This window comes from Nocardioides gilvus (genome assembly GCF_003194605.1).
GTDB lineage: Bacteria > Actinomycetota > Actinomycetes > Propionibacteriales > Nocardioidaceae > Nocardioides > Nocardioides gilvus.
In genome coordinates this window covers 857926-881576 of record NZ_QHKY01000001.1, presented here as the reverse complement: position 1 = coordinate 881576, position 23651 = coordinate 857926, and the positions used below count along the sequence as shown (strand labels likewise).

Here is a 23651-nt window from a genome sequence, read left to right as displayed (position 1 = left end):
CTCAGTCGCGCACGATCCGCCTGACCAGATCCGTCCAACCCGCGTTGATGCGCGCAGTCGTGACGCCGTCGACGCGGGTCTGCTGCTCGAGGATGTGCACCTCGAATGGCGCCATGATCGCGGTGGCGAGCAGGGGCAGGTCACCGCGCACCCCGATCTCCTGCAACAGGTGTCGCACGTGCATGACTGCGAAGACGTACGGCGGACGCGAGCGTCCACCGCGGCCGGCGGTCGCGTGACGGATCAGGTCGAGGTTGGACAGGGTCGTCTCGAGGCGCGAAGGTCCGAAGGCGAGCAGGCGCTCCAGGGGATCACCGTCGGGGCCGAGCGGAGGAGGGCCGAAGAGGACCGCTCCCTGCCAGGCCATCTCGGAGTGGTCCAGGAGAGCAGCCATCAGGCCCTGGCGTGACTCGAAGCGGCGGAAGACGGTGCCCTTGCCGACGTTGGCCTCGGTTGCCACCGCCTCCATGGTGACCGCGTCGATCCCGTCGCGGTCGATGAGGCGTCGGGTGGCCTCCAGGATGGCGATCCGGTTGCGTGCTGCGTCCCGGCGCTCGACGGGGGGTTCGCCGAGCAGTGGGAGGGAACGGCGCTTCTCGGTCACGGGGGTGACTGTACGGAAAAAGTTCTGCCCAGATCGGGAATGAAATCGGACCATGGTCCGTTTTGGCTCCTGATCCCATCGCCACCACTCCAGGAGAACTCATGTCCCAGACCCGCGTCGCCATCCTCGTCGGAAGCCTCCGCGCCGACTCCCTGAACCGCAAGCTCGCCGAGAAGCTGCGCGACCAGGCTCCTGACGGTGTGACCGTCGACATCGTCGACGGCCTCGAGCACCTGCCCTTCTACAACGAGGACGACGACAACGGCTCTGCCCCGGAGGCTGCTGACCACGTGCGTCGCCAGGTTGCCCTGGCCGACCGGGTCCTGGCCGTCACCCCCGAGTACAACGGCACCATGCCGGCCGTGCTGAACAACGCCATCGACTGGCTCTCCCGCCCGTACGGCCAGGGCGCGCTCTCTGCAAAGCCGTTCGCCGTCGTCGGCACCACGCCCACCCCGTACGGCGGCAAGTGGGCGCACGCCGATGCTGCCCGCTCGGCCAACGTCGCCGGTGCCGTGGTGCTGGAGGACGTCACGGTCTCCCAGTCCGGCATCGACGTCGACGTGCTCGGCGACCCTGAGGTCTTCGGTGCGCTCGAGGCCGCGCTCGTCAAGCTGGTCAACTACGAAGGCGTCCCCTCCTCGGCTGCCTGAGCCTTCCCTGCCCCCACCTTGGGGAGACGCTGACCGCTCCGTCCCGCCTCGGGGCGGAGCGGTCTCCGGCGTTGCTACCCTCGACCGATGAGCCCGAGCCAGCCTGACGAGGAGCCGAGGACGGGCTGCGTCGAGGCGACCTACTGGGACCGGGTGGCCCTCGAGCTCCAGGCGTACCGAGCGAGCGTCGGGAACCCGTCGTACGCGGAGATCGCCCAGCGCATCACCGCGCGCCGCGTCGCGCAGGGAGCGACTCGCGAGGCGGCTCGGATCGCCCGTACGACCGTGTACGACGCCTGTCGCCCGGGCCGCAAGCGGTTGGACCTCGACCTGCACCGTGAGATCGCCGCTGCCCTGGGCGCCAGCCACGACGAGGTGGAGGCCTGGCTGCGGCGCGCTCGTCTCGTCGACGCGCCCACAGCCGAAGTGCCCGTCCCCGTGGAGCCGGCGTCCGTACGCTCCGTCCTGGGCCTCCTGGTGGGCGGCGTGATGCTGAATCTCCTCGGCCGCGAACTGGTCGACGTGCTCCATCTACCGCTCTACCTGGACATGGCCGGGACAGCGATCGCAGCGATGGCCCTGGGCCCGTGGCGAGGGGCGGCCGTCGGGGCGACAACCAACGCGCTCGGCGTGCTCGGCAGCGGGTGGGTCTCCTTGCCCTTCGCGATCGTCAACGTGGTGGGGGCGCTCGCGTGGGGCTACGGCGTACGACGTTGGGGTCTGGGGCGGACGCTGCCGCGCTTCCTGGGCCTGAACGTGTTGGTCGCCCTGCTCTGCTCGCTCATCGCGGTCCCGATCCTGTTGGCGCTCGGCGACGCGGTCGACCACGGTCTGGGAGACATCACCGACAACCTAGGTGAATTCACCGACCGAGTGGGCGTGGCCCTCGGTCTCGCCAACGTGATGAGCTCGGTGGGGGACAAGGTGCTCAGCGGATTCGTCGCGCTGGTCGTCATCTCCGTGCTGCCTGCTGCGCTCCGCAGGGGGAGCGGTCTGGTGCTGGTGGAGTCGGGCCCCGAGTCCCCGGCGCACGGGGCCTGACCCCCCAACGACCTGAGGCCAGTCAACCCGTTCTGCAAGGCCCCCTGCGTCAGATCTCCCGTCTCCGGAGGAACCCGGACAGTTCCCGGACGCCCCAGGACTCGCGTGGTGCGAGAAGGCCGTGAAATGCGGGGAGGGTTCCAGTCACCAGGTGACCGGAACCCTCCACGCAGGAGCCTGCGGAGATCAGCTCTTGTTGGCCTTGCGGGCGCGCGACGCGGTCTTGGCGCGCTCACCGGCGTTGAGGACGACCTTGCGGATGCGCACGAAGTCGGGGGTGACCTCGACGCACTCGTCGTCGCGGCAGAACTCCAGGCTCTGCTCGAGCGAGAGATTCTTGGCCGGGATCAGCTTCTCGAAGTTGTCGGAGGTGGCGGAGCGGATGTTGGTCTGCTGCTTCTCCTTGGTGATGTTGACGTCCATGTCGTCGGCGCGCGAGTTCTCGCCGACGATCATGCCCTCGTAGACCTCAGTGGTCGGCTCGAGGAACATCGTGCCGCGCTCCTGGAGCGAGGTCATCGCGTACGCGGTGGCCGCGCCGGGGCGGTCAGCAACCAGCGAACCGGAGTTGCGCGAACGGATCTCACCGGCCCAGCGCTCGTACTTCTCGAAGACGTGGGCGGCCATGCCGGTGCCCCGGGTGTCGGTCATGAACTCGGTGCGGAAGCCGATCAGGCCACGGGCCGGGACCAGGAACTCCATCCGGACCCAACCGGTGCCGTGGTTGGTCATCGACTCCATGCGGCCCTTGCGGACGGCGAGGAGCTCGGTGATCGGGCCGAGGTACTCCTCGGGGGCGTCGATGGTCAGGCGCTCGACGGGCTCGTGGATCTTGCCGTCGATCTCCTTGGTGACCACCTGCGGCTTGCCGACGGTGAGCTCGAAGCCCTCGCGACGCATCTGCTCGACCAGGATGGCCAGCGCGAGCTCGCCACGACCCTGGACCTCCCAGGCGTCGGGACGCTCGGTCGGGAGGATCCGCAGGGACACGTTGCCGATGAGCTCGGCGTCGAGGCGGTCCTTCACCAGGCGGGCGGTGACCTTGGAGCCCTTGACCCGACCGGCGAGCGGCGAGGTGTTGGTGCCGATGGTCATGGAGATCGCGGGCTCGTCGACCGTGATCAGCGGGAGCGCGACCGGGTTCTCGGCGTCCGCGAGGGTCTCACCGATCATGATGTCGGGGATGCCGGCGATGGCGACGATGTCGCCGGGCCCGGCACTCTGGCCGGGGACGCGCTCGAGGCCCTCGGTGACGAGGAGCTCGGTGATCTTGACGTTCTTGACGGTGCCGTCGGTCTTCATCCAGGCGACCGTCTGACCCTTGTTGAGCTCACCCTGGTGGATGCGCATCAGGGCGAGACGGCCCAGGAACGGCGAGGAGTCGAGGTTGGTGACGTGGGCCTGCAGCGGCGCACCCTCGTTGTAGGTCGGAGCCGGGATCGTCTCCAGGATCGTCTTGAAGAGCGGCTCGAGGTTGTCGCCCTCGGGCATCGTCGCGTTCTCGGGCTTCGTCAGCGACGCGATGCCGGCGCGACCCGAGGCGTACACGACCGGGAAGTCGAGGGCGTCGGCGGCGTGGCTGTCGTCGAGCAGGTCCATGAAGAGCTCGTACGTCTCGTCGACGACCTCGTCGATCCGGGCGTCGCCGCGGTCGACCTTGTTGACGACGAGCACGACGGGCATGTTGCGGTTCAGGGCCTTGCGGAGCACGAAGCGGGTCTGGGGGAGCGGGCCCTCGGACGCGTCGACCAGCAGCACGATGCCGTCGACCATCGAGAGGCCACGCTCGACCTCGCCACCGAAGTCGGCGTGACCGGGGGTGTCGATGATGTTGATGACCATGCCCTCGGGGGCGCTGGGACCGGCGTAGCGCACCGCGGTGTTCTTCGCGAGGATCGTGATGCCCTTCTCGCGCTCGAGGTCGCCCGAGTCCATGACGCGCTCTGCCACGTTGGCGGCTTCGCGTTCGGAGAACGCGCCGGCCTGACGGAGCATGGCGTCGACCAGCGTGGTCTTGCCGTGGTCGACGTGGGCGACGATGGCGACGTTGCGCAGGTCATTCCTGCGGAGAGCAGTCATGTTCGGTGTGGCATCACTTTCGGTTGGGTCACCACCCCGAAACGGGTAGCCGAAGCATCTTACTTTGCGCAGGGGAAAAGTCTTTCCTCGTGGACACGTGCGATACGTCTCCTCCGCCGCCCACACTGCGACCCACACTGGGGCGGGCCGCGGGGGTGAGGGAAGACTGGCCTTGGGTGCGGCGGTCGGTGGGCTGACCTAGGGTTGCGAGCATGAAGATGACAGCCACCCTCGAAGACGCCTTCAACGACCAGATCACGTTGGAGTTCCACGCCTCGCTGGTCTACCGCCAGTTGGCGATCGAGATGGACCTCCACGACCTTCCCGGCATGGCGGCCTGGCTGCGTGCCCAGGCGGACGAGGAGATCGTCCACGCCAACAAGTTCATCGACCACGTCGCCGCGCGTGACAACCACCCGCGCATCGGCACGCTGCCCTCGCCCGCGGTCAGCGCCTCCTCGCCGTTGGAGGTGTTCAACGCCGCACTGGCCCACGAGCAGAAGGTCTCGGAGTCGATCCGCGGCCTCTACCGCCTGGCCGAGTCCGAGGGCGACCTCGACTCCCGCCCGCTGCTCAACTTCTTCATCGAGGAGCAGGTCGAGGAAGAGGCCGTCGTGCGCGAAGTCATCGGGCGACTGACGATGATCAACGACGACGGCCCGGGCCTGCTCCGTCTCGACGCCGAGCTGGCCGCGCGCCAGTCCGGCGGCACCGAGGCGGCCTGACCCGTGCGACTGAAGGTCGGCCGACCGGACCTGGCCCGGTGGGCCGACCTCGCCGACGTCCCCGCTGCCCCCGTCGTGGGCGCCGGGACGTCCGCCGAGGCTGGGACTGGATCACCCGTACGCCTCTCCTGGCTGGGCGTCAGCACGGTCCTGGTCACCGACGGCGAGACGTCGCTGCTGACCGACGGCTTCTTCTCGCGGCCCAGCCTGCTCAGGGTGGCCTCGGGGCGGATGCGACCCGACGTGGCCCGGATCGACGAGGCCCTGCTGCTGGCCGACATCGACCGACTCGACGCGGTCCTGCCGGTGCACAGCCACTTCGACCACGTGATGGACTCGGCCACGGTCGCGCTGCGCACGGGGGCCCGGGTCATCGGCGGCACGTCCACCGCCAACGTCGCGCGCGGCCACGGCCTGCCCGAGCACCGCATCACGGTGGCCACACCCGGCGAGGTCATCACGATCGGCACGTTCGAGGTCACCCTGGTGGCCGGCGAGCACTGCCCGCCGGACCGTTATCCCGGCACCATCGACGCACCGCTGCCCCGGACGGCGGGCACCCGGGCCTACCGCTGTGGTGAGGCGTGGTCGACGCATCTCCACCACGTCCCGAGCGGGCGCCGACTGCTGGTGCAGGGCAGTGCGGGGTGCCGGCCGGGCGCGTTGGAGGGCCACCGGGCGGAGGTGGCGTACCTCGGTGTCGGTCAGTTGGGCCTGATGAGCCAGACCTACGTCGAGCAGTACTGGGACGAGACGGTCGGCCGGGTCGGGGCGAAGGCGGTCGTGATCGTGCACCACGACGACTTCTTCCGTCCGCTCACCAGCCCCCAGCGGGCGTTGCCGTACGCCGGTGATGACCTCGACGTGACGATGGTGCGGTTGACGCGGCTCGCGGAGCGCGACGGGGTGCAGTTGAGACTGCCGACCTTGTGGGAGCGCAGCGACCCGTGGAAGATGCTCTGACCTGACCCGTCGGCGGGACAGCGGAGAGGGGGGATCGCCGTGCTCGCAGCCCTGACCGGTGTGGGGCTCTCGGCCGCTGCCGGGCTCAACGCCTACATCCCGTTCCTGGTGGTGGCCGTCATCGCGCGGTTCACCGACGTCATCGAGCTGCCCTCGGCGTACGCCTGGATCGAGTCGTGGTGGGCGATCGGCGTCGGCGCGGTGCTGCTGCTGACCGAGGTGGTCCTCGACAAGATCCCCCTCGTCGACTCGTTCAACGACGCCGTCCAGACCGCCATCCGTCCTGCGAGCGCCGGTGTCGTCTTCGCCGCCACCAGCGCCGCCCAGGACGTCGAGGACTCCTGGACCTGGCTCGACGACAACACGTGGGTCGGGGTGGTGCTGGGCGTCGTCGTCGCGCTGGTGGTGCACGGCCTCAAGGCGGGCGTACGTCCGCTGATCAACGCCGGCACCCTGGGCGCGGGGGCCCCGCTGGTCTCCACGGCAGAGGACACCGCCTCGGTGAGCCTGGCCCTGGTCGCGATCTTCCTGCCCGTGCTGGTGGTGGTCGCCCTCGTCGCCCTGGCGGTGCTGACCTACGTCGTCCTCAGCGCCGTGGTGCGACGCGGGAGGGCCCGACGGAGCAGAGCGCGCGGAGCAGAGGAAGGACGCCGTACCGGCTGACGCCGCGTCCCCGGGAGGTGCTCAGGCGAGCGCGCGGTCGAGGGCAGCCTCGACGTGCAGCGAGGTGCTGGCGAAGACCGGGATCTCGACGTCCGACTGGCGCACGAGCAACTCCAACTCGGTGCACCCCAGGATCACGCCACCGACGCCGGCGTCCCAGAGGGACTCGATGATGGCGACGACCTCGCGGCGGGACTGGTCGGTGACGTTGCCGTGCACGAGCTCGTCGTAGATGATCCGGTCGAGGGTGTCCTGCTGCTCCTCGGTCGGGACCTTGACGTCGAGGCCGTGCGAGGCGATGCGGTCGGTGAAGAAGACCCGCGAGGTGGAGAACTTCGTGCCGATGAGTCCGACCGACTCCATCCGGTGCTCCTTGGCGGCCTCGGCGACCACGTCACCGAGGTGCACGAGCGGCACGTCGACGGAGTCAGCGACCTGGTCGGCGACCCGGTGGAAGGCAGTGGTGCACATCAGGATGAACTCGGCGCCCGCCCGTTCGACCGCCTGCGCAGCCTCGGAGAGGATCACGGCGACCGCGTCCCAGTCCTCGGCCAGCTGGAGGGCGGTGACCTCCGCGAAGTCGACCGAGACCATCACGCTCTTCGCCGAGGCGAACCCGCCGAGGCGTTCCTGGACGCCCTCGTTGAGCAGCCGGTAGTACACCGCGCTGGATTCCCAGCCCATCCCACCTACAAGTCCGATGATCTGCACGCGGCCAGTCTGACAGGTGAACGGCAGGGGTCAATGATGACCCTCGACAAACAGCTGATTCACGGGTCACACGGTCCCTGTTGGAGCAGAGCTGCAGCGACGCACCGCTCAGGACTTCGTGCGATGCACCTTGTGGGCGGCGGCCTGGGCGCGGGGGCGCACGACGAGCTCGTCGATGTTGACGTGGCTGGGACGGGTGGCGATCCAGGCCACGACGTCGGCGATGTCCTCGGCCAGCAGGGGCTCGTCGACGCCCGCGTAGACCGCATCCGCCGCGCCCTGGTCGCCGCCCATCCTGACCAGCGAGAACTCCGGGGTGTGGACCATGCCGGGGGCCACCTCGGAGATCCGGATCGGCTCGCCGCACAGCTCGAGACGCAGCGTGTTCATCACGGCCCGCGCTCCGTGCTTGGCCGCGACGTAGCCGCCGCCCTTCTCGTACGCCACCCGGCCGGCGACCGAGCCGATGGTGACGACGAGCCCGTCGCCACTGGCGCGCAGCGCCGGCAGGAAGGCGGTGACGACGCGTTGCAGGCCGACGACGTTGACGTCGTACATCTGCTTCCACTGCTCCGGGTCGGCCTCCTCGACGGTGTCGTTGCCGAAGGCGCCGCCGGCGTTGTTGACCACCACGTGGACGACGGGACCGACCGCCTCGGCCAGCGCAGTCACGGAGTCGGCGTCGGTGACGTCGCAGACCACGGCGGTGCCGCCGATCTCCTCGGCGACCTCGGTGATCCGGTCCAGGCGGCGCGCAGCGCAGAAGACATGGAAGCCTTCGGCCGCCAGCGCGCGGGCGGTTGCTGCACCGATGCCGCTGCCGGCGCCGGTGACCACGGCGTACCTGGGGGCGTACTGGGGGGTCATGGCCACCATTCTGGCACCGGCGGTGGCAGGATCTGCACCCGTGACGATCATTGCGGCAGCAGACGGCTCAGCGCTCGGCAACCCCGGACCGGCCGGGTGGGGTTGGTACAGCGACGACGACCACTGGGCCTGTGGTGGATGGCCCAACGGCACCAACAACATGGGCGAGTTGATGGCGGTCCTGGACCTGCTGCAGCAGACCGCCCACCTCGACGAGCCGCTGCACGTCATCTGTGACAGCACCTACGTCATCAACTCGATCACCAAGTGGATGAAGGGCTGGAAGCGCAAGGGCTGGAAGAAGGGCGACGGCAAGCCGGTCATGAACGTCGAGATCATGAAGGCCCTCGACGCCGCGATGCAGGGCCGCCAGGTCACCTTCGAATGGGTCAAGGGCCACTCCGGCCACCGGCTGAACGAGGAGGCGGACCGTCTCGCCACCACCGCTGCCGAGGCCTGGAAGGCCGGCGGCGCCCCCGATCCCGGCCCCGGTTTCCGGGTGGGGCGCGACGAGGCGCCGGCCCCGGGCGCGGCACACCCGCGAGCCGTGCCGGGCCAGGTCGAGACCGAGGACGACCTCTTCTCATTCCTCGACGCCGATGACTCCGCACCCGGCACTGCGGCCCCCACCGACCCGGTGGCCCAGGTCCTCATCGCCGAGCAGGCGCTGCTCAGTGACGACGTACGCACGGACCGGGCGTCGGTCGCTGCCCTCCTGCACCCGCAGTGGAGCGAGGTCGGCGCCTCGGGGCGGATCTGGACGCGTGAGGAGTTCCTCGCCGAGGTCGGACCCCTCGGTGCAGTGACCTTCGACGTGGTCCAGGCTGAGGAGGTCGACGCCGACACGGTGCTGCTCGTGTGGCGCGGCTCAAGGGGGGCCGGCGCGGGCGCGGACCACGTACTGCGCAGCTCCTGGTGGGTCCGGGTGCAGGGCCGGTGGGTGCAACGTTTCCACCACGCCTCGCTAGTTGCTGGCTAGAGTGGACGTCCTGCGCTGCACGAAGGCCGGCGCCCGGCGTCGGCCGCACGAGGGTGTCATGGGGGCGTGCGCGCGGTTCGACTGAGGGAGCTGCGATGACGATTCGACAACTGGGAGGACTGCTCGGGGTGGCCGGAGGGGCGGCCTGGGTCGTTCGCTGGATGCTCGTCTCGGCGGAGTCGGACGCCGCCGGACTGCTGCGCGTCGGGGGGTTGATCCTCATCCTCCTCGGCCTGGTCTGCGTGGGTCTCACGCTCGTGAAGGGGCAGGCGCTTTGGCTCGACGTCGTCGTCGGTTTCGCAGCGCCGGCGCTCTTCTGGGCGCTCTACGAGGTGGTGCACACCGAGGTGGGCGCGAGCCTCCTGGCCCACGGCGTCATCGGCGTCGTCTGGGCCGGCGTCGGTGGACTGCTCTACGCGCGCGGCGGTCACTCCCTCGAGGACGAGTACGAAGAGGCCTGAGTCGTGCCCTCGGCCCCGGTGCCGGGAGTGGTGCGGGACGCGGGGAAGAATCTGGCCCGGTGGCTGGTTGACGTCCCGGTGACCTGACCGAGGTGGCCGAACGAGAAAGGGCCCTGGCGTGCGACGTGTGGCGATGATCAGCCTGCACACCTCCCCCCTGGACCAACCGGGGACGGGTGACGCGGGCGGCATGAACGTCTACGTGATCGAGCTGGCCCGACGCCTCGCCCAGCGTGGCGTCGGGGTCGACATCTTCACCCGCGCCACCGACTCACGTCTGAGCCCGGTCGTCGAGGCCGCCGACGGGGTGCTCGTACGCCACGTCGCGGCAGGCCCGTACGAAGGTCTCGGCAAGGCGGAACTGCCCGGCCAGCTCTGTACGTTCGCCCGTGAGGTCCTGCGCACCGAGGTGCTGCACCCGGTCGGACACTACGACGTCGTGCACTCCCACTACTGGCTCTCCGGGCAGGTGGGCGCTCTGGCCCGCGACCGCTGGAACGTGCCCCTGGTCCACTCGATGCACACCATGGCCAAGGTCAAGAACGCCGCGCTGGCCGCCGGGGACAGCCCGGAGCCGACGTCGCGGGTGATCGGTGAGGAGCAGGTCGTCGAGGCCGCCGACATGCTGATCGCCAACACGGTCCTGGAGGCTGACCAGCTCGTCAGCCTCTACGGCGCCGACCCCGACCGGGTCCGCGTCGTGCATCCCGGGGTCGACCTGAGTGTCTTCGGTCAGCACGACAAGGCCCAGGTACGCCGCGAGCTCGGGCTGCCGATCGATGCCTCGGTCCTCCTCTTCGCCGGTCGGATCCAGCCGCTCAAGGCGCCCGACGTGTTGTTGCGGGCGGTCGCGGTGCTCCTGGAACGCGACCCGCAACTGCGCAGCCAACTCGTGGTGCCGATCGTCGGCGGGCCCTCGGGCTCGGGGTTGGCCCACCCGGAGTCGCTCGCGTCGCTGTCGGCCGAGCTCGGCCTCGACGACGTCGTACGTTTCGTCCCGCCGGTCGGTCAGGCACAGCTCGCCAAGTGGTACGCCGCGGCCACGCTGGTCGCGGTGCCGTCGTACAACGAGTCGTTCGGTCTGGTGGCCGCCGAGGCCCAGGCGGCCGGTACGCCCGTGGTGGCCGCCGCCGTCGGGGGCCTGACCACCGTCGTGGTGGACGAGGTGAGTGGCCTGCTGGTCGACACCCACACACCCCAGGACTGGGCCGACGCGCTGCGCCGGATCGTGACCGACCCGGACCTGCGGTCGCGGCTGGCGGCGGGGGCGACGCGACAGGCGGCGACCTTCGCCTGGGAGCGTACTGCTGAACTGACCCTGGAGGCCTACGATCTGGCCCGGTGCGCGATGACGACGACGGAGGTGGCCCTGTGAGTGATGCCGTGAGTGATGCCGTGAACGATGCTGCGACTGACCCGATGAGTGACAGCGACTCCCGCTGGGAGGGTGACGCGCCGCGCGGGGCCTTCGACGAGAGGGCGGCAGCGGTCGTACGCACGCACCTCACGGAGCTCGAGATCGCGTACGAGGAGGAGAGCCCGGGGTCGTTCTCGTTCGCCCTGCCCGGCGAGCGCAAGCTGCAGATCCCGCTCCGCATCGACATCGGTCCGCACGCGTTGGGCATCCATGCCTTCGTGTGCCGCAATCCCGACGAGAACCACGAGCGGGTCTACCGCTGGCTGCTGGAACGCAACCTGCGGCTCTTCGCGGTGGCCTTCGCCGTCGACGCGAGCGGCGACATCTACCTCGATGCCCGGTTGCCGCTGACCGCAGTGACCCCCGGCGACCTCGACGCCCTGCTGGGCTCGGTGCTGACCTATGCCGACGAGTCCTTCAACACGTTGCTCGAACTCGGCTTCGCCTCGGCGATCCGCAAGGAGTGGGAGTGGCGCACGTCGAAGGGTGAGTCCACCGCCAACCTGGAGGCCTTCCGCGGGTGGCTCGAGTCGGGCGACGAGCCGAAGATCGACTGAGATTCAGAGGTCGAGCTTGTAGCCCAGCCCGCGCACCGTCACGAGGTACTTCGGCTCGCCGGGGTCGGGCTCGATCTTGGCGCGGAGCCGCTTGACGTGGACGTCGAGGGTCTTGGTGTCGCCGACGTAGTCCGAGCCCCAGACCCGGTCGATCAACTGCCCGCGGGTGAGGACCCGGCCGGGGTTGCGCAGGAACATCTCGAGCAGCTCGAACTCCTTGAGCGGCAGTTTCTGCTGGGTGCCGTCGACGGTGACGACGTGGCGTTCGACGTCCATCCGTACGGGCCCGGCCTCGAGGGTGTCCTGGGTGACCTCGGCCTCCTGGCCGCGTCGCAGGACGGCACGGATCCGGGCGACGAGCTCGCGCGGTGAGTAGGGCTTGGTGACGTAGTCGTCGGCGCCCAGCTCGAGCCCCACCACCTTGTCTACCTCGTCGTCCTTGGCGCTGACCATGATCACCGGGACGCTGGAGGTGGCGCGGATCTGGCGGCAGACCTCGGTGCCGGGCAGCCCGGGCAGCATCAGGTCGAGCAGCACGATGTCGGCGCCGTGACGCTCGAACTCGACCAGCGCGTCCGGGCCGGTGGCGGCGATCGCCACCTCGTAGCCCTCCTTGCGGAGCATGTAGGCCAGGGCGTCGCTGTAGCTCTCTTCGTCCTCGACCACGAGTACGCGGGTCATTGGTTGGTGCCTTCCTGCTCTGTGATGCGGGGGAGGATCAGGGTGAAGGTCGATCCCTGGCCCTCGACGGACCAGACTCGCACGTCGCCGCCGTGGGTGGCAGCAACGTGCTTCACGATGGAGAGCCCGAGCCCGTTGCCACCGGTCGAACGGTGCCGCGCCGGGTCGACGCGGTAGAAGCGTTCGAAGATCCGGTCGATCTCGGTCGCCGAGATGCCGATGCCCTGGTCGATCACGGAGATCTCGACGCAGGCCTCGTCGCAGGTGACGTCCAGCACCACGGAGGTGTTGTCGCTGGAGTAGGCGACGGCATTGGCGACCAGGTTGCTCACGGCGGCCGAGACCAGTTTGCGATCCCCACGGACCGACACTCCGGACTCGCCGCGCACGATCACGTTGATCCCTCGCTCCTGGGCGTCGAGCGCCGAGGTGTCCACGGCCTCTGCGACGACGGGGTCGAGCGGCACCACGTGCTGGATCTCGACCGGGTCGGTGTCCTGGAGGCGGGAGAGCTCGATGACCTGGTGGACCAGGTCGACGAGGCGGTCCGACTCGACGCGCATGCGGGACGCGAAGCGGCGTACGGCCTCGGGGTCGTCGGCGGCGTCCTCGACGGCCTCGGCCAGGATCTTGATCGCACCGACGGGGGTCTTGAGCTCGTGGCTGACGTTGGCGACGAAGTCGCGCCGTACGGCCTCGACGCGCCGCTCGCGGGTCCGGTCCTCGAGCAGGGCGAGCACCAGGCGGGAGCTCAGGGGGGCGACGCGGGCGTTGACGGTCAGGGGAGCGGCGAGGGGGCGTTCGATCGTCATCTCGCGCTCGAGGATCTGTCCGTCGCGGCGCACCTGGCGCACCATCTCGGCCAACTCCTCGCTCACCAGTTGGTCCTCACGCACGAGACCCAGCTTGTACGCCGGTGCGGAGGCCTTGAGGACCACGTCGTGCTCGTCCACGACGACGCCGCTGGAGCGCAGCGTGGAGAGCACGGTGGCGACGCCGGCCGGCACGACCGGCGCCTCGAGCTCGGACTCGCGGCGCTGGATCTGGTCGCTCATGTGCCAGGTCAGCACGCCGACAGCGCCGACCACGACGCCGATCAGTGCGGCGACCGCGGCCTGGATGGTTGGGTCCACAAGAGGATCGTACGACTCCGCGGGGGTACCCCTGACCAGCGCGGACCTACGTCAGGCACTGTTCACCCGGCGTTCACTCCGTGTCGTCCGGGGGTCATTGCGGGCTCGTTACGGTCGCTGCATGCGCGCCGTGTTCATTGACGAACTTGAATCAGTCCATGCCGACCTCGCCGACATCTGTGGGCTGGTGAAGGTGTCCGTACGTGACGCCACGACCGCCCTGGTGGAAGGCAACGCCCCGCTGGCCGAGCAGGTGATCTCCGCCGACGAGAGGGTCGACCGTGCGCGTGACCACTTGGAGGAGAAGGCCTTTGCCCTGCTCTCCCTGCAGGCTCCGGTCGCGGGAGACCTACGACTGGTGGTGGCGGCGCTGCGCATCGTCAGCGACCTCGAGCGGATGGGTGACCTGTCGGTGCACGTCGCCAAGATCGCCCGCCTCCGGGTGCCCCAGACCGCCGTGCCGCCGAGCATGGTGCCCACGATCAGCCGGATGGCAGAGATCGCCGAGGACATGGTCGGACAGTTGCAGACGATCATCACCGGGCGCGACGTAGCGGCCATCGAGGAGCTCAAGGTGGACGAGGAGGAGATGGACCAGCTGCGTCGCTCGCTCTTCACGGTGATGCTCGCCGACAGCTGGCAGCACGGGGTCGAGGCGGCGGTCGACATCGCCCTGCTGGGTCGCTACTACGAGCGGATCGCTGACCATGCGGTCTCGATCGCCAACCGGATCGTCTACGTCGTCACCGGCGAGGTGGCGCTGCCCGGCTGACCTGCGCCTCCCACCTGCGGGGGACGCAGAAGGGGCCGTACGCGAATGCGTACGGCCCCTTCTGCGTGCGTGGAGTGTGGGTGCCTGGCTCAGCGACCCTGGTTGGCCACGGCGGCAGCTGCTGCTGCAGCGGCCTCGGGGTCCAGGTACTCGCCACCGGGGACCAGGGGTGAGAGGTCCTCGTCGAGGCGGTAGACCAGCGGCATCCCGGTGGGGATGTTGAGGCCGGCGATGGCTTCGTCGCTGATGCCGTCGAGGTGCTTGACGATGCCGCGCAGCGAGTTGCCGTGGGCGGCGATGAGGACGGTCTTGCCGGCCTTCAGGTCGGGCACGATCTCGCCGTCGTAGTACGGGAGCATGCGCTCGATGACGTCCTTGAGGCACTCGGTGCGGGGGAGGTCGTCACCCAGGTCGGCGTAACGCGGGTCGTGCGCCTGGGAGTACTCGTCGTCGTCGGCCAGCGGCGGCGGCGGGACGTCGAAGGAACGGCGCCAGGTCATAAACTTCTCCTCGCCGAACTCGGCGAGCGTCTGCTTCTTGTCCTTGCCCTGGAGGGCGCCGTAGTGACGCTCGTTGAGGCGCCAGCTGCGCTTCACCGGGATCCAGTGACGGTCAGCGGCGTCGAGGGAGAGCGCAGCCGTGGTGATCGCGCGGCGCTGCAGGGAGGTGTGCACGATGTCGGGCAGCACGCCAGCCTCGACCATCAGCTGGCCCCCGCGGACGGCTTCGGCGCGCCCCTTCTCGGTGAGGTTGACGTCGACCCAACCGGTGAAGAGGTTCTTCGCGTTCCACTCGCTCTCGCCGTGGCGGAGCAGGATCAGGGTGTAGCTCATCAGTGCTCGCTGTCCTTCTCCAGGTCATTGCCGCTCGGGCAGAGCTCCGGACCGTCGGGCAGTCCAGCGACCGAGGCGTAGTCACCGCAGTTGTTCACGACCGGGACCTTGAGGGAGATGTCCTCACCGTTGGAGAAGGAGACCGTCACCGGCACGAAGTTGCCGGGATCGAAGTCGCCGTTCACCTGCACGGGCGACTCGGTGGTCGCGAGGTTGTGGAAGCCCTCCGGCGCCAGCTCGATCGGCTCGAGACCACTGAAGGTCGCGCCGCTCTCACTGCGCATCGCCTCGACGGTGATGGGGTCGTCGACGTTGTTGTTGGAGAACGACGCGACGAAGACGCCGGAACCGGCCGTGGCGTCGTCGGCGACGATGACGCCGGCGAGGACGTCGACCTCACCGTCGCGGTTGTTGGCGCCCACGCCGGGCGTGTAGTCACGGTCCGTGGCGTTGGAGAACCCACAGGAGCTCAGCACAGGGGCGAGAACGAGCGCGAAAGCGGCAAGCGCGGTCTTGCGGCGGTGGGGCATCTGCATGGGCAACAGGGTAGCGGTCGGGCTGCTCGCGCGCGGCTCCGGGCCACGATGAGAACAGTGGGGGTGTACGCGTGGTCCGGTCGGGCCTGCCCTCGCTCGTCCTCGGGTGCCGGCGCGCGCCCTCGTGGGGCAAAGTGTCGCGTCGTGTGTCACCCAAAGTGACACATGGTGTGTTCCTGACCGCTCCACGGCACAGGCTGCCGGGTCTGTCAAGAGGCAAATACGCCTCTGACCTGCGGAAACGCACTTTTCCTGAAGAGTGTGACGTGATACACTTCCGCCGGAAAGAGGGGAACAAATACATGACTTACACCGTCGGCGAAACGGTCGTCTACCCGAATCATGGTGCGGCCGTCATCGAGGACATCGAGACACGGACGGTCAAGGGTGAGGACCTGCAGTACCTCGTCCTGAGGATCATCGCCCAGCAGGACCTCGTGGTGCGGATCCCGTCCATCAACCTCGACCTCGTGGGCGTCCGCGACGTGGTTGACCAGGCTGGTCTCGACCAGGTCTTCGACATCCTGCGCGCGTCGCAGGTGGAGGAGCCCACCAACTGGTCGCGGCGCTACAAGGCCAACCTGGAGAAGCTGCACAGCGGCAACGTCAACAAGGTCTCCGAGGTCGTCCGCGACCTGTGGCGCCGTGAGCGCGACCGCGGGCTCTCTGCCGGAGAGAAGCGGATGCTTGCGAAGGCCCGCCAGATCCTGGTCTCCGAGCTCGCGCTCGCCGAGAAGACCAACGAGGACAAGGCCGAGGCCATGCTCGAAGAGGTCCTGGCCTCCTAGCCGCTCCACGATCGACCCCGCCGGTCGCCACTGCACCGGCCGCACGAGGCCCCCGGATGATCCGGGGGCCTCGTCGCGTCCGTGGCTGAGGGCATACCGTGGGCGATGACATGAGCCAGACACCGGACTTCTTCGACCTCGACGATCTGCAGCCGCTCGGCCTCCTCCTCGAGGAGGGGCGTGGGTCGCTGCCGTTCGCGCTCCTGCACGGCGAGGCCCTGGTCGCCTGCGCCGCCTGGGCGCTGGGTGAGGCCGGGGTGCACCCGATCGACAGCGGGATCGGGTGGGAGGAGATCGCCTACACCGGGGAGCCCGTGGTCCTGCACGACCCGCTCTGCCCGATGACCCCGGCCGAGTTCATCGCCGCCTGCGTGGTCCGGGCAGTCACCGAGGACGTCGTGGTGGTCGCGGTCCGTCCGGTCACCGACACCGTCAAGGTTGTCGCCGACGGGGTGGTCGGCGAGACCGTCGACCGCGAGGGGCTGCGTACGATCTGTTCCCCGATCGTGCTTCCCGCCTCCGTGGTCGCGGCACTCCCGAGTCTGCCGAGCGTGCACTTCGAGGAGCTGGTCCCGATGCTGCGCGAGCACTTCAAGGTCGAGTTGGTGCCGGCTCCGGCCGAGGCCCGTCGGGTCACCAGCGTCGAGGACGTCGCGGTGCTCGAGGCGCTCACCCGCCGCTGAGAGTGTCGTCCAGGGAGCAGTTGGCGAGTCCGCGACAACTGTCAGACGAATCTGCGCCCACCGACCGGTAGGCGCGCGCTGGCTCGGGCAGCCCTCAGAACTGCTTGCGCAACCTCATCGGCCACGGTCGACCGTCCGGGTCGTGGAGGAAGCGGTACCACGGCGCAGCCGCGAGTTGGCGTCCCACCGAGAGGGTGGGCTCCGGGAGTCGGCGCAGACGTCCGGGTGGGCGTAGGCCCACGCGACCTCCGGCATGCCAGGTCTCGAGCGCATCCGCGCTCTTGGCGAACGCCTCGAACATCTCCACGGGATCGACACAGTCCGCCATCACCTCGAGCAGGTCTGCGTCGTCCATCGCGGCCACTGACGTCAACTGGTCAGGGTCGAGGCGGTCGAGGTGCTCGGCCGCCAGAGTGAGCCGCAGGCGCCGGGCAAAGCTCGTACGCCCTTCGGCTGCGGTGTCGACGACGGCTGCGGACAGCTCGGAGTCGTTGGTCCACGAACGGCGACAGAAGTTGTCCGAACCGATCGAGGCCCAGGTGTCGTCGAGCACGCACACCTTGGCATGCACGTAGACGGGCGTCCCGGCGTGGTTCTCCAGGCCGTAGAAGGCGACTCGGTCCGGGGCGGTCAGCAGCACCCGTTGCACCCCGCGGAGACGTCCGAGCATCTGCGGGTCCCGGGCGAACCAGCCATCGTGGTCGGGGAACTGCGGCAGCACGGCCACGAGGTGCAGGTCCGGGTTCTCCTCCAGTGCCCGCACCAGCACCGTACTCATCTCGCCGCCCCACAGGAACTGGTCCTCGACGTAGATGAGCTTCTTCGTCCGCGCGAGCGCCCGGGTGTAGCCACGTGCCACGGAGCGTTCGCCGGTCGGGGCGAAGTCGTGGGCCCAGCCGATCCCGAGCCGCGGGTAGGTCCGCAACAACTGCACGGCGTGGTCGCTGTCGGGCACGCGCGGTGGCGGGGGCGCCTGGGGAGGGAGCGGACGACGCTCCTCGTCCAGGCCGTCGCGGGCGTCGCGCAGGCGGCGTACGGGGTTGCGGGTCGTCGGGGCCGAATCGTCCCAGCGTTCGCGGAAGACGGTCTCGACGTCGTGGACCACCGGACCCTGCAGCGCCACCTGGACGTCGTGCCACGGCGGCAGGTCCCCGTACTCCTGCGCGATCGGTTCGGCCTGGGGGTCACCGCCGTGCCGCGAGTCGTCGCGGCGGCCGTGGCACAGGTCGAGGCCACCGACGAAGGCGATGTCCCGGCTGGGGTCGTCGCGGTGGCGGACGACGCAGAATTTCTGGTGGTGGGCGCCGTTGCGGCGCACCCGCATGTCGATCACGACGTCGGCCCCGCGCTCCTGGAGCAGGGCGCCGAGGTCGCGGTGGTCCTCGTGGGCGTAGCCGAGCAGCCGGGACTGCGAGCGCCAGACCAGCGCCCGCACGTCAGCGCCCCGCGCCAGGGCGCGCCCGAGGACCTCGACGACCGTGCTGTCGGGGTCGTCGGTCAGCTGCTGGTCCGGATGGGACTGCCAGTCGGTGAACCAGACCAGGTCACCCTCGCCGGCTGCCTCGACGACTCGGTGGAGCTCGGCGAAGTAGGTGTCGCCGTGGATCAACGGCCGGGCCAGGTTGCCGGTGGTGAAGGCGGTGCCGGCGTCGGGACCGGTGTGGGCGTCGTCGATCCGGGTGGCGTTGTTGCCGCGGGCGCGCCGGGAGAGGAACCAGTCGCTCGGGCGGGCGACCGTCATGAGGCGTCGCCGGACGGGCCCAGCAGAGCCTCGGCCAGGGCGAGGTCCTCGGCGAAGGTGACCTTCAGGTTGCGTGGGGTGGAAGGTACGGCGGCGATCACCGTGTCCGGGGCGTAGCGCTCGATGCAGCTGGCCGTGTCGGTGCCGACGAAGCCGTCGCGCTCGGCCTGCCCGTACGCCCTCAGCAGGACGCCGGCGCGGAAGGCCTGGGGCGTCTGCACCCCGACCAGGTCGGCGGGGGCGCGCTGACCTTCGACGCTCAGCAGGTGGGTCGCGGGCACCACCGGGATGGCGCCACCGTGGGTCGCCGCGCTGGCCACCGTGGCCGCGAAGAGGGAGGCGTCGGCCAGTGGACGTGCCCCGTCGTGGATCGCGACCACCGCGATCTCCCCGGCCGCGACCCACGGTGTCAGCGTGCGCAGAGCCGCCCACTCCGAGTCGTGGCGGGTCTCGCCACCGGTCACCAGGACGACCTCGGGGCTGTCGGGCTCCTCCGTGCCTTCCGCCGGCAGGGAGGGGACGATCGCGTCGGCGACCAACGACTCCTCGCCGGGACGTGCGACGACGACCACCCGGCGTACGCCCGGGGTGGCCAGGGCAGTGAGCACGGAGTGGGTCAGCACCGCGATGCCGTCGAGGGGGAGCAGCACCTTGTTGAACGGCTCACCGGCGAACGTGGCGCCCACCCGGGAGCCGGATCCGGCGGCCAGCACCACGACGGCGCAGGGGATCGCGGGAGGAGTCGCGGAAGGAGCCACGGGGGAGGTGAGGGGCGCTGCGGTCATGGTCGAAGGGTAATCGCGGCATCGGTGCGCCCTGAGGTGGGCAGTGAGGGAGCGTTTTCATTCACGAAACATGACGCGCACCTGTCGTCAACACGCGACTCCTAGCCTCGAAGACGCCAACGGGGGTCTGAACAAAGGAGTTCCATGACCGGCGAGACCTGGCAGGCGGTGTGTGACCTCGACGACCTCGAGGTCGATCGAGGAGTGGCGGCGCTCGTGCACGGCCAGGCGGTGGCGCTCTTCCGCACGGCCCGCGACGACCTCTTCGCGATCGGCAACCAGGATCCCTTCCACCGGGCCTCGATGCTCGCCCGGGGCATCGTCGGGCGCAAGGGGCGGATCGACTTCGTGGCCTCTCCGCTGCACCGGCGGTCGTTCGACCTGGCGACCGGGCTGTGCCTCGAGGATCCCGGCGTCCAGGTCACGACCTACGACGTGCGGGTCACCGAAGGTGTGGTGCAGGTCGGCGCCCGACGCGAACGCGCCCCGTCCGTACGCCGGCTCAGGCGGACGCGGAAGGTGGTGCCACCAAGACGACCAGAGCTGTCGCGATGGCCGCCACTCCTTCGCCGCGCCCGGTGAGGCCCAACCCGTCGGTGGTGGTCGCGGAGACGGTGACCGGCGCGTCGACCGCGGCCGTGAGGGCCGCCTCCGCCTCGGCGCGGCGCGGGCCCAGGCGCGGACGGTTGCCGATCACCTGGATGGCCACGTTGCCGATCTCGAATCCGGCCGCCCGGACCCGGCGCGCCGTCTCGCGCAGCAGGGTGGTGCCCGCCGCTCCGGCCCACTGGGGCTCGGAGGTGCCGAAGTTGGTCCCGAGGTCACCCAGTCCGCAGGCCGCCAGCAGGGCGTCGCAGGCGGCGTGGGCGGCGACGTCGCCGTCGGAGTGACCCTCGAGCCCCTGCGCCTCCTCGGGCCAGCTCAGACCAGCAAGATGCATCGCGACACCGTCCGCGAGTCGGTGCACGTCGGTGCCCGTCGCGACACGTGGCAGGGCCTGGGGCTGGGGGCGGCGGAGGTGGTCAGTCACACCCCGATCATGCCTTGAGGGAGAATCCCCCCATGACGTCGATGCGTGGGTGGGGCCCGGCCGGTGTGGTCACCGGTCTCACCGGCCTCGCGGTGAGCCAGCTCGTCGCGGCGTTGCTCTCCGTGCGCGAAGGGCCGTTCGTGGCCGTGGTCGAGAGCATCATCACCCTGGTGCCGGGCCCGGTGGCGAGCTGGGCGATCGACTTCCTGGGCAGTCGCGGCAAGCCCGTGCTCGTGGTCCTGATGACGCTGAGCATGCTCGTGCTCTTCTCGGTGGCCGGGTGGTTGTGGCCGCGGGTCCGCTGGGCCTCAACCCTGATCTGGGTCTCCCTCAGCGCCGTGGGCCTGGCGGCCGTCGTGGCCCGCAACGGCACCGGAAGGACCGAGACCCTGCCGATCGGCGTGGGTCTGGTCGTCTGGCTGCTGGCAATGACCGTGCTCTCCTGGGTGGCTGGTCGCGCGAAGCCGTCGGAGACCGGATCCGGCGCGACGGCGGGGCCGAGTCGCAGGGGTTTTGCTGTCGCCGTGGGCGTCGTCGCTGCCCTGGGTCTCGGGTCGGGTGTCGGTGCCCGGTTGACGAGCGGCCGCAAGGCGGCGATCAAGGAGTCCCGACGGCTGCTGAGGATCCCCGGGGTCACCGCCCGCAAGTCCCCCGCGCGCGCCAGGATCGGAGTGCCGGGGGTGCAGCCGTGGCGCACCCGCAACGACGACTTCTACCAGGTCCACACCGCGCTGGTGATCCCGGCGATCGAGCCGGCGCAGTGGCGTCTGCGGATCCACGGCATGGTCGAACGAGAGATCGTGCTGACCTACGACGACCTCATTGCCCGCGGTCTCACCGAGGCCTGGATGACGCTCAGCTGCGTCTCCAACGAGGTCGGAGGCCAACTGGTCGGCAACGCCTGGTGGAGTGGCGTACTGACCAGCGAACTGCTCGCCGAGGCGCGACCGATGCGCGGGGCTGACGCGGTGCTCCAGACCTCCGAGGACGGGTGGACCTGCTCCACTCCGCTCAGCGCCATGACGGACGACCGGAACTCGATGTTCGCCGTCGCGATGAACGGCCAACCCTTGCCGTTGGAGCACGGTTTTCCGGTGCGTACGGTCGTCCCCGGTCTCTACGGCTACACCTCGGCCTGCAAGTGGCTGGTGGACGTCGAGGTGACCCGGTTCGCGGACGTCGAGGCCTACTGGACCGAGCGTGGGTGGGCGGAGCAGGCGCCGGTGCGTCTGACCTCGCGCATCGACGTGCCACGTCCCGACGACGAGGTCGAGGCGGGAGTGCTGACCGTCGGCGGCTCCGCGTGGCGCCAGAACACCGGGATCGAGGCGGTCGAGGTCGCTCTCGACGGGGGAGCCTGGCGACGGGCCCGCGTCGCCCAGGTCAACACGGCGGACACATGGGTGCAGTGGGCAGCCGCGTTCGACGTGGAGCCCGGCCCGCACGTCGTACGGGTGCGAGCCATCGACCGGGACGGCGAGGTGCAGACCGGTGTGGTCCGCGACGTGCTGCCCGACGGTGCGACCGGGTGGCACGCGGTCGAGTTCACCGCGGTCTGACCTCCCGACATCGAGCCCCCCGCGGGAGGTCATCATGAGCGGTCGTGGGGGCGATCGCTGGTGATGACGTCCCGGGCTCGTCCGGTGGAGGAGTGTCGGCTCAGTCCTCGTAGACGTAGGTGAGGCCGCCCGACTTCGTCAGCCAGGCCTTCTCGAACTGGGCCCGGTCGTAGATCCGGCGCACCTGGGAATTCTTGGCGGCGGCGGGGTCATTGACCACCGGGTTGCCGAGGGGGTCGAAGCCCACGAGCACCACCAGGTGGCCGGCGGTCGCGGAGATCGGTGCGCCGCGCAACTGCCCGCGGGCGAACGAGATCGAGACGATGAGTGGGGTGCCGGCCTTGATGTACTTCTCGGCGGCGCGCAGCGTGGGCAGGCGGGTGACGTGGGTGCGGCGCAACCGGGTCCCGGCGTGCGCGGCGTTGAAGGACCAGTTGCCGGTGCCCTTGAAGCGGTGGTCGTAGGTCCGGCTGGCGGTCCAGTCGACGATGCCGTCGCGGTGCCCCTTGCCCTTGAACCGGTGGCCCACCTTCGGGTTGGCCCCGTAGTACTCCAGGACCATCGCGGTCGAGGTCGGGGAGCACCAGGCCTCGCCGCCGTTGCCCCACTCGGGGTGGTGGCCGCGGTGGATCATCTGGGAGTAGCGCGGCACGTCGAGGACGGTGCCGCGGACCTTCCCGGGCTTCGAGGTGGCGGTGCGAGCCACGACGTGACTGGTCATCGCACCGATCCGGGTGACCTTGGGCAGCGCCTTCGAGCCGACCCGACGGGCGAACACGACCTTGATCTGCCAGCCGGTGGCACCGGCCGAGGAGTTGGTCTTCACGGTGTCGACCGCCACCCGGGCCAGGTCGTCGGCGCCGGCGGTGTGGCTCTTGCGCTGGTACCAGGTGGTCTTCTTCGACCAACGGGCCACGGTGTCCCAGCTGCCGGTCTGGGTGCGTCCGCCCGCGCGGTTGCGCAGCCGCACCTGCACCTCGACCAGGCTCTGCCCGGGGGTGCTGGCCTGCCACGACGGGATCAACTCGTCGAAGGAGTACGACTCGTCCACCCACGGGGAGCTCCACGTGGCGAGCTGGTAGGTCCGCCCAGCCATCCGGCGGGTCTTGCGCGGCTGCGAGAGACGTACGGCGTCGCCCTTGACGACCGCACCGCTGACCCGGCCGCTGGAGAAGTCCGCGGCGCTGTCGAAGGAGGTGTGGGCGATCTTGGTCTTCGCGGCCCGGGCCTGTGCCGGCGCACCGAGCAGCCCGGTCATCAGCAGGGCCAGGACGAGGAGAACAGGAGTGGTGGGGCGCACCGACCGACCATAAGTCACACCAGTCACAAGCGTCACAGGAACGAGTTCAACTGCCCCTGACGACCGTCTGGTCGACCCCTTGTCCGACCC

26 protein-coding genes are annotated in these 23651 nt (G+C 69.8%); 14 read left to right on the top strand and 12 right to left on the bottom strand.

Translation table 11 applies throughout. From position 1 onward, the window contains the following. Window position 1: 1 nt before the first annotated feature. Window positions 2–604, bottom strand: a complete 603-nt coding sequence (locus DNK52_RS04285; RefSeq protein WP_239455374.1) for a TetR/AcrR family transcriptional regulator — start codon at window positions 602–604, stop codon at window positions 2–4. A 101-nt stretch (window positions 605–705) separates the two neighbouring features. On the opposite strand from DNK52_RS04285, the gene DNK52_RS04280 reads away from it, so the two are divergent. Both DNK52_RS04280 and DNK52_RS04275 read left to right on the top strand, forming a co-directional pair. After that, window positions 706–1257 carry an NAD(P)H-dependent oxidoreductase gene (locus DNK52_RS04280; RefSeq protein WP_110239687.1) on the top strand — a complete coding sequence of 184 codons (552 nt, stop codon included), beginning with the start codon at window positions 706–708 and terminating at the stop codon, window positions 1255–1257. An 87-nt stretch (window positions 1258–1344) separates the two neighbouring features. Then, window positions 1345–2298: an ECF transporter S component family protein gene (locus tag DNK52_RS04275; RefSeq protein ID WP_110239686.1), complete on the top strand. Its 954-nt coding sequence runs from the start codon at window positions 1345–1347 to the stop codon at window positions 2296–2298. 186 nt (window positions 2299–2484) lie between these two features. On the opposite strand, the gene typA is transcribed toward DNK52_RS04275, so the two are convergent. Next, window positions 2485–4377, bottom strand: coding sequence for a translational GTPase TypA (gene typA, locus DNK52_RS04270; protein ID WP_110239685.1), 1893 nt, complete (start codon window positions 4375–4377; stop codon window positions 2485–2487). 212 nt (window positions 4378–4589) lie between these two features. On the opposite strand from typA, the gene DNK52_RS04265 reads away from it, so the two are divergent. The 3 genes from DNK52_RS04265 to DNK52_RS04255 are packed head-to-tail and all read left to right on the top strand — an operon-like array spanning window position 4590 to window position 6728. Further along, window positions 4590–5102, top strand: a complete 513-nt coding sequence (locus tag DNK52_RS04265) for a ferritin (RefSeq protein ID WP_110239684.1) — start codon at window positions 4590–4592, stop codon at window positions 5100–5102. A gap of 3 nt (window positions 5103–5105) precedes the next feature. Continuing rightward, window positions 5106–6065 (top strand): MBL fold metallo-hydrolase, encoded by a 960-nt coding sequence (locus DNK52_RS04260; RefSeq protein WP_110239683.1) that lies wholly within the window; start codon window positions 5106–5108, stop codon window positions 6063–6065. 39 nt (window positions 6066–6104) lie between these two features. After that, a complete protein-coding gene (locus DNK52_RS04255) occupies window positions 6105–6728 on the top strand; it encodes a DUF4126 domain-containing protein (RefSeq protein ID WP_110239682.1) in 624 nt (207 codons plus the stop codon). A 21-nt stretch (window positions 6729–6749) separates the two neighbouring features. On the opposite strand, the gene DNK52_RS04250 is transcribed toward DNK52_RS04255, so the two are convergent. Together DNK52_RS04250 and DNK52_RS04245 are read right to left on the bottom strand one after the other, a co-directional pair. Beyond that, window positions 6750–7439, bottom strand: a complete 690-nt coding sequence (locus tag DNK52_RS04250; protein ID WP_110239681.1) for an aspartate/glutamate racemase family protein — start codon at window positions 7437–7439, stop codon at window positions 6750–6752. A gap of 108 nt (window positions 7440–7547) precedes the next feature. After that, entirely contained in the window at window positions 7548–8306 is a 759-nt protein-coding gene (locus DNK52_RS04245; protein ID WP_110239975.1) for an SDR family oxidoreductase, read from the bottom strand. Between the two features lie 40 nt (window positions 8307–8346). On the opposite strand from DNK52_RS04245, the gene DNK52_RS04240 reads away from it, so the two are divergent. From DNK52_RS04240 to DNK52_RS04225, 4 genes are all read left to right on the top strand, one after another. Further along, window positions 8347–9285, top strand: coding sequence for an RNase H family protein (locus DNK52_RS04240; protein WP_110239680.1), 939 nt, complete (start codon window positions 8347–8349; stop codon window positions 9283–9285). 95 nt (window positions 9286–9380) lie between these two features. Further along, window positions 9381–9746 (top strand): hypothetical protein, encoded by a 366-nt coding sequence (locus DNK52_RS04235; protein ID WP_110239679.1) that lies wholly within the window; start codon window positions 9381–9383, stop codon window positions 9744–9746. Between the two features lie 133 nt (window positions 9747–9879). Next, window positions 9880–11121, top strand: a complete 1242-nt coding sequence (gene mshA, locus DNK52_RS04230) for a D-inositol-3-phosphate glycosyltransferase (protein WP_110239678.1) — start codon at window positions 9880–9882, stop codon at window positions 11119–11121. 44 nt (window positions 11122–11165) lie between these two features. Next, window positions 11166–11720 carry a type III secretion system chaperone family protein gene (locus DNK52_RS04225; protein ID WP_110239974.1) on the top strand — a complete coding sequence of 185 codons (555 nt, stop codon included), beginning with the start codon at window positions 11166–11168 and terminating at the stop codon, window positions 11718–11720. A gap of 3 nt (window positions 11721–11723) precedes the next feature. On the opposite strand, the gene DNK52_RS04220 is transcribed toward DNK52_RS04225, so the two are convergent. Next, a complete protein-coding gene (locus tag DNK52_RS04220) occupies window positions 11724–12401 on the bottom strand; it encodes a response regulator transcription factor (RefSeq protein WP_110239677.1) in 678 nt (225 codons plus the stop codon). Next, window positions 12398–13534, bottom strand: a complete 1137-nt coding sequence (locus tag DNK52_RS04215) for a sensor histidine kinase (protein WP_110239676.1) — start codon at window positions 13532–13534, stop codon at window positions 12398–12400. Before DNK52_RS04215 ends, DNK52_RS04220 begins: the two co-directional genes overlap by 4 nt. A 121-nt stretch (window positions 13535–13655) precedes the next feature. Between DNK52_RS04215 and phoU the strand changes: the two genes are divergently transcribed. Further along, window positions 13656–14306 (top strand): phosphate signaling complex protein PhoU, encoded by a 651-nt coding sequence (gene phoU, locus DNK52_RS04210; protein ID WP_110239675.1) that lies wholly within the window; start codon window positions 13656–13658, stop codon window positions 14304–14306. Between the two features lie 89 nt (window positions 14307–14395). Here the strand turns inward: phoU and DNK52_RS04205 are convergent, their stop codons facing one another. Beyond that, window positions 14396–15139 (bottom strand): phosphoglyceromutase, encoded by a 744-nt coding sequence (locus tag DNK52_RS04205; RefSeq protein ID WP_110239674.1) that lies wholly within the window; start codon window positions 15137–15139, stop codon window positions 14396–14398. Continuing rightward, entirely contained in the window at window positions 15139–15675 is a 537-nt protein-coding gene (locus tag DNK52_RS04200; RefSeq protein WP_110239673.1) for a hypothetical protein, read from the bottom strand. Before DNK52_RS04200 ends, DNK52_RS04205 begins: the two co-directional genes overlap by 1 nt. A gap of 302 nt (window positions 15676–15977) precedes the next feature. Between DNK52_RS04200 and DNK52_RS04195 the strand changes: the two genes are divergently transcribed. Further along, on the top strand, window positions 15978–16463 hold the full coding sequence (locus tag DNK52_RS04195; RefSeq protein ID WP_110239672.1) for a CarD family transcriptional regulator: 486 nt from the start codon (window positions 15978–15980) through the stop codon (window positions 16461–16463). Between the two features lie 110 nt (window positions 16464–16573). Continuing rightward, entirely contained in the window at window positions 16574–17146 is a 573-nt protein-coding gene (locus tag DNK52_RS04190; protein ID WP_110239671.1) for a 2-C-methyl-D-erythritol 4-phosphate cytidylyltransferase, read from the top strand. Window positions 17147–17240: 94 nt separating this feature from the next. Here DNK52_RS04190 and DNK52_RS04185 read toward each other — a convergent pair whose 3' ends face one another. Next, a complete protein-coding gene (locus DNK52_RS04185) occupies window positions 17241–18887 on the bottom strand; it encodes a phospholipase D family protein (protein WP_110239670.1) in 1647 nt (548 codons plus the stop codon). After that, window positions 18884–19672, bottom strand: a complete 789-nt coding sequence (locus tag DNK52_RS04180) for an IspD/TarI family cytidylyltransferase (protein ID WP_239455373.1) — start codon at window positions 19670–19672, stop codon at window positions 18884–18886. The genes DNK52_RS04185 and DNK52_RS04180 overlap by 4 nt, the downstream gene beginning before the upstream one ends. Window positions 19673–19816: 144 nt before the next feature. On the opposite strand from DNK52_RS04180, the gene nirD reads away from it, so the two are divergent. After that, window positions 19817–20254, top strand: a complete 438-nt coding sequence (nirD, locus tag DNK52_RS04175) for a nitrite reductase small subunit NirD (protein WP_110239669.1) — start codon at window positions 19817–19819, stop codon at window positions 20252–20254. Here the strand turns inward: nirD and ispF are convergent. Continuing rightward, entirely contained in the window at window positions 20175–20612 is a 438-nt protein-coding gene (gene ispF, locus DNK52_RS04170; protein WP_239455410.1) for a 2-C-methyl-D-erythritol 2,4-cyclodiphosphate synthase, read from the bottom strand. The two genes, nirD and ispF, sit on opposite strands and share 80 nt — an antisense overlap. Window positions 20613–20734: 122 nt before the next feature. On the opposite strand from ispF, the gene DNK52_RS04165 reads away from it, so the two are divergent. Next, entirely contained in the window at window positions 20735–22261 is a 1527-nt protein-coding gene (locus DNK52_RS04165; protein ID WP_110239668.1) for a molybdopterin-dependent oxidoreductase, read from the top strand. 100 nt (window positions 22262–22361) lie between these two features. On the opposite strand, the gene DNK52_RS04160 is transcribed toward DNK52_RS04165, so the two are convergent. Continuing rightward, the gene (locus tag DNK52_RS04160) at window positions 22362–23561 is read right to left on the bottom strand and encodes a peptidase C39 family protein (protein ID WP_110239667.1); all 1200 of its coding nucleotides are present in this window, start codon (window positions 23559–23561) and stop codon (window positions 22362–22364) included. Between the last annotated feature and the right edge of the window lie 90 nt (window positions 23562–23651).

Coding starts and splice junctions, on each gene's coding strand:
- DNK52_RS04225 (WP_110239974.1), top strand. CDS start 11,166: ATGAGTGACAGCGACTCCCGCTGGGAGGGTGACGCGCCGCGCGGGGCC.
- DNK52_RS04245 (WP_110239975.1), bottom strand. CDS start 8,306: ATGACCCCCCAGTACGCCCCCAGGTACGCCGTGGTCACCGGCGCCGGC.
- ispF (WP_239455410.1), bottom strand. CDS start 20,612: ATGCATCTTGCTGGTCTGAGCTGGCCCGAGGAGGCGCAGGGGCTCGAG.
- nirD (WP_110239669.1), top strand. CDS start 19,817: ATGACCGGCGAGACCTGGCAGGCGGTGTGTGACCTCGACGACCTCGAG.
- DNK52_RS04275 (WP_110239686.1), top strand. CDS start 1,345: ATGAGCCCGAGCCAGCCTGACGAGGAGCCGAGGACGGGCTGCGTCGAG.
- typA (WP_110239685.1), bottom strand. CDS start 4,377: ATGACTGCTCTCCGCAGGAATGACCTGCGCAACGTCGCCATCGTCGCC.
- DNK52_RS04165 (WP_110239668.1), top strand. CDS start 20,735: ATGACGTCGATGCGTGGGTGGGGCCCGGCCGGTGTGGTCACCGGTCTC.
- DNK52_RS04280 (WP_110239687.1), top strand. CDS start 706: ATGTCCCAGACCCGCGTCGCCATCCTCGTCGGAAGCCTCCGCGCCGAC.
- DNK52_RS04235 (WP_110239679.1), top strand. CDS start 9,381: ATGACGATTCGACAACTGGGAGGACTGCTCGGGGTGGCCGGAGGGGCG.
- DNK52_RS04185 (WP_110239670.1), bottom strand. CDS start 18,887: ATGACGGTCGCCCGCCCGAGCGACTGGTTCCTCTCCCGGCGCGCCCGC.
- phoU (WP_110239675.1), top strand. CDS start 13,656: ATGCGCGCCGTGTTCATTGACGAACTTGAATCAGTCCATGCCGACCTC.
- DNK52_RS04220 (WP_110239677.1), bottom strand. CDS start 12,401: ATGACCCGCGTACTCGTGGTCGAGGACGAAGAGAGCTACAGCGACGCC.
- DNK52_RS04190 (WP_110239671.1), top strand. CDS start 16,574: ATGAGCCAGACACCGGACTTCTTCGACCTCGACGATCTGCAGCCGCTC.
- DNK52_RS04205 (WP_110239674.1), bottom strand. CDS start 15,139: ATGAGCTACACCCTGATCCTGCTCCGCCACGGCGAGAGCGAGTGGAAC.
- DNK52_RS04200 (WP_110239673.1), bottom strand. CDS start 15,675: ATGCAGATGCCCCACCGCCGCAAGACCGCGCTTGCCGCTTTCGCGCTC.
- DNK52_RS04195 (WP_110239672.1), top strand. CDS start 15,978: ATGACTTACACCGTCGGCGAAACGGTCGTCTACCCGAATCATGGTGCG.
- mshA (WP_110239678.1), top strand. CDS start 9,880: ATGATCAGCCTGCACACCTCCCCCCTGGACCAACCGGGGACGGGTGAC.
- DNK52_RS04265 (WP_110239684.1), top strand. CDS start 4,590: ATGAAGATGACAGCCACCCTCGAAGACGCCTTCAACGACCAGATCACG.
- DNK52_RS04180 (WP_239455373.1), bottom strand. CDS start 19,672: ATGACCGCAGCGCCCCTCACCTCCCCCGTGGCTCCTTCCGCGACTCCT.